Source organism: Microcoleus sp. PH2017_34_RAT_O_A, from assembly GCF_020737885.1.
Taxonomy (GTDB): Bacteria; Cyanobacteriota; Cyanobacteriia; order Cyanobacteriales; family Microcoleaceae; genus Microcoleus.
Genome location: NZ_JAEQDD010000091.1, coordinates 19,769 through 31,680, shown reverse-complemented (window position 1 = coordinate 31,680; position 11,912 = coordinate 19,769). Strand labels below are relative to the sequence as shown.

Genomic DNA, 11,912 nt, shown 5'->3' with positions numbered 1-11,912 from the left:
CCAGATAAATCGTCTGCCCAATCTTCACAAATGGTTTGTGGAAATTTTCGCTAAACCCACATAGCTATTGGATCATTCTTTTTGTGGAGGCCTCTAAATCCTTTACATCCGTTACATCCGTTACATCCGTCGAGCGAATCCGTTGCCGAACTTCCCTCTTCCGACTTCCATCCGTTACATCCATTACAGCATCCGTTGCCGAACTTCCCTCTTCCTACAAATCTCGCCGCGACAGCAGAAACCAGATCCCACCCAAGCCCAAAACACCACACAAAACCCCACCTTCCCACCCAAAAACAGTCCCTCCCGGCAAATGTCCCGGCATTGCCTTAGAAGTAAAATTCAGTTCAGAATAGTATACCCACTGACCGTTAACTCGCCAGCCCACTCGATCGCCAAACTTCTCCCAAACATCAGCATCATAAACACCAGCCTTTCCCCCCGACTTGACCCAAAAACCCTTTTGTACAGAAAAACCGAACCTCCGGTGGCTGTGTCGCACCCAAAGTTGGTCAATCGTCTGCAAATCCTTAGCGGGAAACTTCCTAATATCTTCCTCACTCAAATAACCCCTCGAAACTTGCTGCATCACTTCCAGCATTTTCACAGAAGTTTCCTCATCAGCACCACGCCAATTTTTAGCAGCCAGCAGCCTTTCCAACTGAGAATAATCAATCCCTTTTTCCGACTCTAAATTCACAGAAACAATCGGATTTTTAGTTACAGGTTGAGTCGGCAAAGAAGGACTAAGAACAGTTGCCTGCTGCAACTTAGAATCTGGTGGAACAACAACAGCAGCAGGTTTTAAAATCTCAAAAACTTCCAGAGAAGACTTGTAGCGGTCTTTGACATATTCCTGAATCAACTTATCCAAAATCTGACCTAGATCCTGGCTAATTTTTGTTCCTTTCGGCAAAGCCTCCCTCCAAAGCCAGCGACCTTCGAGCGGGTCGTAAAGGTCATCGTGAATGTCCCCGTAGATATCCAAATAAGGCATCACAGAAGTCAGCAAGCGAATGCAAGTCACCCCCAAACTATAAAGGTCACTAGCAGGAACAGCCCTACCGTGCCGCTGTTCTAGCGCCGCATAACCCGGAGTTCCCAACTTAGTGCCCGTTTTGGTTGGAGCATCAGTTACTACCTGTTTGGAAACCCCAAAATCTATCAGCACCAACTTGCGATCGCGATTGCGGCGGATCACATTCTCAGGCTTAATATCTCGGTGAATCACATTGCGCTCGTGAACAAAATTCAGCAAAGGCAACAAATCTAATAGCAGTTCCCTAGTTTTAAGTTCGCTATAAGCACCGTACTTTTCTAACTCATCCTTTAAATTATTCCCATCAATAAACTCCTGCACCAAATACAAACGCCCATCTTCCTCAAAATAAGAAATTAGCTGAGGAATTTGTGGGTGCTTCAGTTCGTAAAGCCGCCTTGCCTCTTGTTCAAACAGTCGGACATACTTTTTAAAATGAGCCGGCTTCCGCTGAAATTCCTGCGGCGGCGACAACTGTTTGATAACGCAAAGTTCCTCAAATTTTCCATGATTGACAGCTCGAAAAGTCCTGCCAAATCCTCCATCGCGCAGCGGTTCGGTTGCTGCATAAAGGTCTTTTAGCAACAGCTTGGAACCACAATTAAGACAATACTTTGTGCCTGGTGGGTTCTGACGCTTGTCTTTTGGGCAATCGAGATTAAGGCAGTATGTCATATATTAAAAAAATGCGAACAAAATTATACTCAGGGTGTCATTTTATTCAAGAGTCCGATCGCTAGCTGGTTTTTGTGGAGGCGAGAACCCGAACCTTACGGAGGTTGCAGCCACCCTCGCACTTGCTCGGAAGCGCTCTCGCCAGACTGCCCCTGAGCAAGTATACCTCTCTTGAGGGTTTGACCTCAAACTCGAAGTCCAAATCTAACCTTAAACTGCGATCGGTGCAAGAGATTTGATTTCGCGGTCAAACAGCCAGCAGATTAAACAAAAATAGTAATTTATTACCAGACCAGTTAGCTCTGCAACGCCGAAAAAAAACTTAGGATTCTGCCTGAGATATAATTTTATTGCCAGAGAGAAGCAGACTAACGGGAGCTGCTGCTACCGTCAAGTTCGATCGACCTTAATATTTTACAAGTATAAAATTTTACTCAACCCGGCAAAATCAACAATCCCAAACTACCTAAATTTCCCCTGGTTCAAATAAATACTAGCTTACTCGATCGCAATCCGATCGCAACCCGACAGTTAGCCAGTTTAAGCTGTTTCCTTTTTTCCAGCTATTACCAGTTACAGTTATTTCGCTCCGTCTACTTATTTAGGAAATGCCAGTGACACCAAAACTACAGCCATCTCTAACTGAAAACTCCCGTAAAGAATCACCCAAAGTACCCTGGTTCGAGCGGTTCATTGCACTGGTCGCACTAGGAAATTTAAGCCTAGTATTATTTGATATAACTTATGTTCCCGCCCGAAATTTCTACTTCCGGCAACTACCGGTTCTCACCCAAATATACGACCCATTCAAAGGAATTCAACCCCACCGAGACACCCAGAAATATCTAGAAACCTTAGAAGAATTAAAAAAACAAGTAGTGCAAACAGGCTTGCCATCTCCTCAAGTAGCAGCCAAATTGCAGGAAATAAACACTCTGAGCGCGAACATGATCGACGAAGATCCGTTTCGAGTAGCATCAAAAAGTGGGTCCTTAGAAAAAATTAAAGACCGGATGCGCGATCGCACGCCGAATCCGCAGCAATCAGCAAAACAATCATTCAAAACATTCTGGAGCCAAGAGTATTTAAACAAACAAGGCTGGCAACAAGAAATCACTTGGTTTGACGCCAAAATCAAGCCGTTAATCGCCACCAACTATTACCGCACGATCGGAGAAAATGGGGAATTTACAGACAACTTCTGGCAAATCGACCTGCCATTTATTGCCATATTTGCGATCGAATTTCTAGCCCGCACCTACTTCATCAGCCGCCGCCACCGCAGTGTCAGTTGGCGGCAAGCCATGCTCTGGCGGTGGTACGACATCTTTTTGTTCCTCCCCTTCTGGCGCCTGTTGCGAGTATTACCCGTCACCATTCGCATCCACCAAGCCAAAATGCCCGATCTCCAACCCATACGCGCCCAAATCAGCCGAGGTTTTGTCGCCAACTTCGCGCAAGAATTGACAGAAGTAGTAGTAATTCAGCTCATCAATCAGATGCAACAATCAATTACCAGTGGCGAACTAGCAAAACAACTTTTCCAAACTCAAAAACAGCGATATTTAGACATTAATAATATCAACGAAATAGAAGCAATCGCCAGCCGTTTAGTCCAAGTAACCGTTTACAAAGTCCTGCCTCAACTCCAGCCAGATTTAGAAGATCTACTCCGGTACAATATAGAAATATTTCTCAAACAATCCCCAATTTATCAAGGCTTCCAGCAAGTACCCGGACTCGGAAACCTTCCCGCACAGCTAGCTTCACAATTAGTTGCAGAACTGTCAAAATTAGCCACCCTCGGCCCGCAAAATGCCTACGAAGCCTTCAAAATCGCTAGCGAAGATCCTCAAGGCATCCAACTCTCAAACCAGCTCGTCCAACATTTCGCACAAGCTTTAGGAAGCGAACTCCAACAGCAGCAAACTTGGCAAGAAATACAACTATTGCTGTGCGACTTCTTAGAAGAGTTTAAAATCAACTACATTCAGCGGTTGAGCGAAGAAGACTTCGAGAAAATCCTCGAACAAGCCAAACAACTGCAACAGATAGCTCCGCGTTAGGTTGAAATTTCAATTTTACAAACGCTGCAACACTTTAATTATCGAATCGTTTGTAATTTCGGCTAATAGTTTGCCATCAGGACTGACGACTAAACGACTCATTTGCTCTGGCTCTGGATCCAAAACTGCTTCTAGCTCGGCTGTTTGTAGATTCCATACTGTCAGTCCCTTCGGCGTACTACCAATTATAAAATCACGACTGAGGGTTATACTAAATGGTCTAAATATCTCACGAGAAAAGCTTTTTTTGCCTTGATTTTTCCTGTTTTTAAATCCGATAAGCTGTTACGCATTTAAACCACTAACTATCCCGATCCGGGTGCGTCACTCGTGAACACTGACTATACATGGGAAACGCCTGAAAACTGACGCACCCTACAATACCATTTTAAATGCGTAACAGCTTATTTGCAGATCGAAAGATCTTTTTCCTGTTTTTTTGATACTAACTAGGGCTTGCTGAATAAAAGTAGAAAGTTTGCCAGATAAGGGGTTTAAGCTTTTTTTGCTTGAAAAAGTGCAAGTTATAGGATTATAGAGGCTCAAAACCCTTGCAATGAAAGTTGTTAGTTTCTGGCTCAATTTGGGAATGCAAGCAATAAACCTACTATTTTTTAAGCTGTGTAGCCTCGTTTTTCCACTACGTACACTTTTTCAGCAAGCCCTAACTAGGGTCTGCCCATCTGGACTAATGTCATCAAAATGGGTGCGAAGGAGTGAAAAATTGCAATAGGGAGACTTGACTGCATCATGGGAACAGTACATCCGTCTGTGTTGAACAAAAGGGAAGACTTCCCAAGGATCATCTCCCAGAAGAATTAGAGTGGTGGCTGCCAGAATCCATAAGGCTATGCGTTTCCAGTTCCCGGACTTGAAAATTTTCATTAGGTTTCTCCATAACTTCAGAAGCGAACCGTAAATTCTGAGACTTCGCCTCAAATTTTCATCAAATTTTTATTTGGGCCTGACATTCTACCTGGAGAAGGTTCACAACTCTGAAGTAAGGAATAGATGACCATTCAGAGGAGTGGCTATTTTCATCACATCAGTTTGCTAAATATAAGGAGGAAATTTCCATGCTATCGAAATCTTTAAATTCAAGTTCGTTATCGATCGCCCGCTACGGGTCTAGTTTTGTTTTGGGATTAATGTTGTGTACGGCTTCGGCTCCGGTGCTAGCCCACGTTGGGCATAACAGCGAGTTTGCAGGTGGCGATGCGGCTAAGATTATGCAGCCGATCGAAGTTGATGCCAGTAAAGCAACAGCATTGGGAATTAAGACAGAGGCAATCCCCCCTACAACCGATGGAGGTATTCTCAAAGTTCCCAGCACCAGTTTGATTGATGCCAACGGGCAAAAGCTCGTCTACATCCAGGAAGGAACAACCTACAAACCGATCTCAGTTCAGATTGGTAGCGACTCTGGAGATGTGGTGGAAATTAAAGAAGGCAATCTAGTTTCGGGAAATCAGATTGTAACGCAGGGGGCAACGCTTTTGTACTCCGAGGCATTGCGAGGTAAACCGCAAGCAGAAGCGCAGGCATCACCCGCTACATCGCAGGCATCACCCGCTGCTACATCGCAGGCATCACCAGCTACATCGCAAGTAGAAGCGCAGCCTGCTCAAGGATCGTCACCTTTGATTTGGGTGGGAGGCGCAGGAGTTTTACTGGTGGGTGGATTCGCAGTTTTTGCCTTAAAAGGTCAGGGCAAGTAGAGATTCAAAAACCAAGATTTTTGGTTGTTGTCGATCGCGACGGAGTAAAACTCTTTACTCCGTCTCCTAAAAGCTTGCCTAACGCTATCCAAATTTCATTTTTATGTTAAACGTCATCCCCAAATGGTCTATTGCTCAACGATGGTTAGTGGTGTTCGGGGCGATCGCCCTGACCATCTGGAGCCTGTATACAGTAAGTCGAATGCCCCTCGACGTATTGCCCAACTTTGCGCCACCTCAAGTAGAAGTACAAACCGAAGCCCCCGGTCTTGCACCGGAAGCAGTAGAATCCTTGGTGACGTTACCACTAGAAAGTGCAGTCAACGGCACGCCAGGAGTTGAAGTCGTCCGTACATCGTCAGCCGTAGGAATTTCTGTATTGCGGGTGGTGTTTAAATGGGGCACCGACCCCTATCAAGCTCGTCAACTCGTGGCAGAGCGATTGCAGGACGCGCAAGACCGATTACCCGAAGGGATCGGTACACCGCAGATATCGCCCTTAGCTCCCCCCATCGGGACGGTGATTCAGTATGCGTTCACGTCTGACACTACATCAATCATGGAAGTGCGACGTTTGGTGGATGGCAAAATCAACAATCGCTTGCTAGCAGTTCCGGGCGTATCGCAAGTGCTAGTCTACGGCGGAGACGTGCAGCAGTTTCAAGTCATTGCTAATCCAGAAAAACTTAAGGCGTTGAAGGTTTCTCTTCAGGAAGTCGTCAAGGCGGCAAACGAAGCAAATGCTAAAACCGCCGGTGGATTGTTGATTGACCCCGATCGCGAATTGGTGATTCGAGGCGAGGGACAAATCCAGACGATCGCAGATTTGCAAAAAGCAGTCGTCAAGGTGCAGGAAGGGAAAACCATTCTACTGCGGGATGTGGCAGAGGTGAAGATTGGAGCTGCACTAGCGCGAGGCGATGCCAGTTGGAATCGTCAACGCGCTGTGGTGGTGATGGTGAACAAGCAACCGTTGGTAGATAGTCCCACCGTCACCAAAGCCATCATCGAGGCGATGGAGGAAATTAAACCGGGTTTACCCAAGGATGTGAAGGCAAACGTCACTTTCCGGCAAGATGCCTACATTGACGCATCGGTTGGTAATGTGCGATCGGCTTTGATCGAAGGCAGTTTGATTGTCGCAGCCATCCTGATTCCGTTTCTGATGAACTGGCGCACTCTCTCCGTCTGTTTGTTCGATTTCTTTCTGACGCTACTGTTCTCACTTTTGGTGTGTTCCTGGATCGGGCTGGAACTCAACACTATGACCCTTGGCGGATTGGTAGTGGCGATCGGGACAGCAGTGGATGATGCGATCGTCTACTGCGAAAATACCTACCGTCGCTTGCGGGAAAATCGCCTCTCGCCAAATCCCAAACCACCAATGGATGTGATTTTTGAGGGTTCTCAGGAGGTGCGGGAGTCGCTGATTGGAGCCACGTTAATTGGGATTATCGTCTTTTCACCGATTTTCACACTTTCTGGCGTGGAAGGGCGCATCTTCACCCCAATGGGCATTGCCTACTTGGTGGTAGTAGTCATCTCCAGCCTGGAATCGCTGATTGTTTCGCCTGCACTGTGTGCCATTCTGTTGCCCCACAGACGGATGCAGACGACAGAACCCTTCCTAGCACTGTTTTCCAAGCGAGTTTACCATCCGTTGCTACAGTGGGCGATGCGTCGCTCTACCTTGATTTTGGGATTGGCTACAGTATCAATGGTAGCGTCGATGCTGATTGTGCCGACATTAGGACGAGATTTTCTGCCAACGTTCCAGGAACGATCGCTTATGAATGCGATCGCCCTTTATCCCGGTTCTTCATTGGAAGCAACCAATCGCGTCGGGTTAGCGATTCAAACTGCGCTGAAGGATGACCCAAGGTTTGAATCTGTACAACTGCGATCGGGCCGTGCTCCAGGCGACCCAGATGCGGCATCGGTGAACTTGGCACACTTGGACGTGGAACTAAGTGAAGAGGCGATGAAAAACCGTCCTGCGGCGATTCAAGCTTTGCGGGAAGTATTGGGTCAGTTTCCGGGAGTTGCCGGCAATGTCGGCGGATTTATCAGTCACCGGATGGATGAAGTGTTGTCGGGGGTGAGAAGTGCGATCGCGATTAAAGTATTTGGCAACGACTTACAAGAACTCCGTCGCATTGGAGAACAAATCGAAACGACAATGAAGGACGTGAAGGGATTGGTAGACCTTCAGCTTGAGCCCCAAATTCCGATCCGTCAAGTACAAATTCAATTTAACCGAGATGCAGCCGCCCGCTATGGATTGATGATCGCCCAATTGTCAGATTTCACCGAAACAGCCCTGAATGGTCGAGTGGTTGGTCAAGTGCCCGATGGTCAACAGTTGGTCGATGTGCTGGTTTGGGTCAATGAATCTGCCCGTCGCAATCTCAACACGATTCGTAACCTCCAAGTTAATACCCCAACTGGTCAAATCATCCCGCTTTCGGAAGTGGCAAAGGTTGACTTTGGCAAGGGGCCGAACACGATTAACCGGGAAAACGTCTCTCGTTTAATTGTGGTGTCAGCCAACGTACAGGGACGGGATGTGGGTTCGGTTGTCGGTGACATTCGCGCCAAAGTCAAGCAAGGGGTGCAACTGCCCCAAGGCTACTATATTCAGTACGGCGGACAGTATGAGTCGGAACAACGGGCTGCTCAAAACTTCCTAATTTTCGGAATATTAGCGGTGGTGGCGATCGCGGTATTGATGTACTTCACCGTAAAATCCGTTCCTGCGATGCTGATGGTGATGGTCAATTTACCATTGGCACTGGTTGGCGGTGTCATTTCAGTGCTGCTAACGGGCGGCGTTCTCTCTGTTCCGTCAATGGTGGGCTTTGTGACCTTGTTTGGTGTGGCGACGCGCAATGGATTGCTACTCGTAGACAACTACAACACCAAACTTGCCGAAGGAATGCCACTTTCGGAAGTAATTGTAGAAGGTTCGATGGAACGGTTGCTGGCGATTCTGATGACAGCACTCACCTCGGCATTGGGGATGATTCCCTTGGTTTTAAGCGGTGGCGCCGGTAAGGAATTGTTGCAACCATTGGCGATCGTCGTCCTCGGCGGACTCTTTACCTCAACCGCTCTCACTCTACTGGTTCTACCTGCATTGTATGCTCGATTTGGCAAGTTTCTGATCCCTAAACGGATGATGGAAACAACCGAGTTGAGAAACTATGGTATTGAGCAGACAGCAACGAAAGAAGTAGGCTAATAACAGTTAACAGTTAACAGTTAACAGTTGACTGTTAACTCAGTTAACTATTTAAACAATACCGATGCAACCGGAAACAATATGATATCAAATCCGGTAGCATCGTCCTGTATTCATCTCCCTATTCTCTCTGTGTCCTCTGCGCCCTCTGCGGTAAAAACATTCCGATCCAAAATGTTGGATAAATTTCGAGAATTCGTATATGTTTGTTAGTAAAAAAGTATTGGACGAGATAGCGATAAAATGAGAATTCTGCTGGCGGAAGACGAACCCGATTTAGGTGCGATCGTACAACGCACCTTGAGCCGCGAAAAGTACCTGGTGGATTGGGTGCAGGATGGCACAACTGCTTGGAACTATCTGGAAGACCAATGGACAGAGTACACGATCGCCATTTTTGACTGGTTGCTACCGGGAATTTCTGGCGTCGAACTGTGCCAACGTTTGCGCCGGCAGAATAATCCTTTACCAGTTTTGATGTTGACGGCAAAAGATCGCACGGAGGATATGGTGGCTGGGCTAGATGCTGGGGCTGATGACTATCTGATGAAACCGTTCGTTAAAGCGGAGTTGTTAGCCCGGTTGCGGGCACTCCAGCGACGGGGACGGAGTTTGTCGCCGGAACAGTCGCCCCATTTTAATTCTGACCAACTTGAGGCGGGGCGATTGCGGCTTAATTATACTAAATCAACCATCTCCACTACCGATGATGGGGAACAACAAACGGTGATTCCTCTGACGGCTAATGAGTTTCGGTTACTGGAATATTTCATGCAGCACCCGAATCAAATCCTCACGCGCGATCGACTTTTGAATCGTTTGTGGGACGTGGATGCTGACCCGATGAGCAATGTAGTTGCTGCCAGAATTCGTCTGTTGCGTCGCAAGCTGGCAGATTATGGCTGTGATGGGATGATTGAAACGGTTCATGGATTCGGTTATCGCTTGAACAAGTTATGACGCTAGCGGTTGAAAGAAACTGTTGGCGAATTCACCGAGGGCGTCACCCCTCACCTCTGGGAGGCAATATTTCCGTTCACTATTGGTAGTTAAGTAGAAGGAAGAAGGAAGAAGGAAGAAGGAAGAAGGAAGAATGCTTATAGAGCAAGTTTTCTAGCCATCGAGATCTTATGTTTAATTAGGTGGACTTACTTAACAGCTATTCGGAAACCCGAATTATATAACAATCAGCATAAAAACATCAGTAGAACACCATAACAATGGTGATTGCTAACAACCTTTCGCTCAGAGGTTTTGCACTGAAAATACCATCTCAGCCAAGATATTTTTCAGTTTTTCTGAATTGAAAAAAGCCAGATATTGAGTTGTGAATGATGGAGGCATCAACTCTAACAAGGTTTGATTCCCATCAACTGTCAACTGTCAACTGTCAACTGTCAACTGTCAACTGTCAACTGTCAACTGTCAACTGTCAACTGCTATAATATGCACTCGAACAAGCTATTTAACCGCACGCGCTGGCAACTCGCAGGTTGGTATGCGATCGTGATAGGTCTGTTGTTAGGTATCTGCGGTGTTGCAGCATATCAGGTTTTGTTTCACACCCAGCGATATATCCTCCAGCAAAAACTACAGGACTTAGCCGGAACGCTGCATGACAGTATCGAACCTGAATTACAACAACCGGGACAGATTTCATCCAGCTTGAAAACTATTTTGCCCGGTTTGTGTTTATCGAATGAAAACTGTTATTTTTCAAGCAATGACGGCGCGCGACATACTGCTAGAGTGTTTCAGCAGGAGGGCTATTATCTCCGCTTTTTAAACGAATCTGGACGTGTTTTGGCGACGAGTGGAGAGCAGCCAAATGTATTAAAACGTTTTGCGCCAAAGGAGTTTTGGCAGGTTCTGAATTGTTCTAAGGGCGATCGCTTTTATCAAATTTCTCTATTACTGAGAACCAACAGCGGTTTGCCTTGGGGTTATCTGCAAATTGGGCGATCGCTCAAAGAATGGGATGCTTATCTTAACACTTTGCGACTGTTCCTGTTTTTAGGCTTACCTTTTGCGATGCTGTTAGTGGGAGGAGCGAGTTGGTGGTTAGCGGGAGTAGCGATGCAACCAATTTATCAGTCCTATCGCCAGATGCAACAATTCACCTCCGATGCTGCTCATGAATTGCGAACGCCTCTCGCTGTGATCCAGAGTACAGTTGAGGATACTCGTCTTGCTGAAGACTTACCAGAGGTTAATCAAAACCTGGATATTATCGAACGACAAAACATCCGTCTCTCCAGGTTAGTCAAAGATTTACTGTTCATTTGTCGCATTGAACAACAACAGATTTCGACTCAATTGCAGCCTTGCTCTCTCAACGATCTGATCGGCGATTTAGTAGAGGAACTTGCAGGTTTGGCAATGATAGCTGATGTACATTTGAAGTTAGAAATTCGTGCCTCACAAGCCACTATGATTCTTGGGGATGAAGTCCAACTTTACCGTATGGTAACGAACTTAATTACCAACGCCATTCACTACACTCCCCCAGGAGGACTAATCTTTGCCATCCTCGATCGCACTGACAAGGAAGCCCTAATTCAAGTTCAAGATACGGGTGTTGGTATCGCTCCAGCCGAACAAACGCGAATTTTCGATCGTTTCTATCGAGTCCAGAGCGATCGCTCTAGAGCCACAGGAGGGGCAGGATTAGGGCTATCGATTGCGAGTGCGATCGTAGTGGCTCATCAAGGCAGCATTCAAGTTGAGAGCGAGTTGGGCAAAGGCAGTACATTTACAATCCGTCTGCCGCTTAAATAGAAACGAAGTCTCTACAGAATCTTAGCCACTTTAGCCCCATCGAGTGTCAACGGGCGGGCGATCGAGCTAAACTGAGAACTGAGGAGAACTTCGATCAGAGCTCGCCCTCAAACTTCTTGGAAGAAATTGTTTTACCTTGGAGTGGGTCAAGCCCACTTTTTTTGTTGCATTAGTCGCAGACAAAAGGCTTAGAGCATCATACTTGCAAGTTCAAGACTAGGGTGACAGTGACGCAACAGCGTCATCCTGAGCGCGTTAGCCTGCCGGCAGGCATAGGTAGAAGGCTCTGATGTATAAGGCAGAATTTCAACCCCACAAGCTCATCCTCGGGCTTGAAAAATCTGACATCTTTTTCTTCACTAGGCAAATAAGAGGGCTTGCACCCTCAAATCTTG

6 protein-coding genes are annotated in these 11,912 nt (G+C 46.6%); 5 read left to right on the top strand and 1 reads right to left on the bottom strand.

Annotation, left to right across the window (positions count from 1 at the left end):
• Positions 1-214: 214 nt before the first annotated feature.
• Positions 215-1,714: a GUN4 domain-containing protein gene (locus JGK11_RS25430; RefSeq protein ID WP_363319262.1), complete on the bottom strand. Its 1,500-nt coding sequence runs from the start codon at positions 1,712-1,714 to the stop codon at positions 215-217.
• 614 nt (positions 1,715-2,328) lie between these two features.
• Between JGK11_RS25430 and JGK11_RS25425 the strand changes: the two genes are divergently transcribed.
• The 5 genes from JGK11_RS25425 to rppB all read left to right on the top strand — a co-directional run bounded on the left by JGK11_RS25425 (position 2,329) and on the right by rppB (position 11,517).
• The gene (locus JGK11_RS25425) at positions 2,329-3,780 is read left to right on the top strand and encodes a hypothetical protein (protein WP_325315545.1); all 1,452 of its coding nucleotides are present in this window, start codon (positions 2,329-2,331) and stop codon (positions 3,778-3,780) included.
• Between the two features lie 1,076 nt (positions 3,781-4,856).
• Positions 4,857-5,498 carry a hypothetical protein gene (locus tag JGK11_RS25420; protein WP_293213316.1) on the top strand — a complete coding sequence of 214 codons (642 nt, stop codon included), beginning with the start codon at positions 4,857-4,859 and terminating at the stop codon, positions 5,496-5,498.
• 103 nt (positions 5,499-5,601) lie between these two features.
• Positions 5,602-8,739, top strand: a complete 3,138-nt coding sequence (locus JGK11_RS25415; RefSeq protein ID WP_293213314.1) for an efflux RND transporter permease subunit — start codon at positions 5,602-5,604, stop codon at positions 8,737-8,739.
• Between the two features lie 243 nt (positions 8,740-8,982).
• Complete coding sequence (gene rppA / locus JGK11_RS25410; protein ID WP_293184761.1) at positions 8,983-9,699, top strand: two-component system response regulator RppA; 717 nt, start codon at positions 8,983-8,985, stop codon at positions 9,697-9,699.
• Between the two features lie 399 nt (positions 9,700-10,098).
• Complete coding sequence (gene rppB, locus JGK11_RS25405) at positions 10,099-11,517, top strand: two-component system sensor histidine kinase RppB (protein WP_293213312.1); 1,419 nt, start codon at positions 10,099-10,101, stop codon at positions 11,515-11,517.
• The last annotated feature ends 395 nt before the right edge of the window (positions 11,518-11,912 follow it).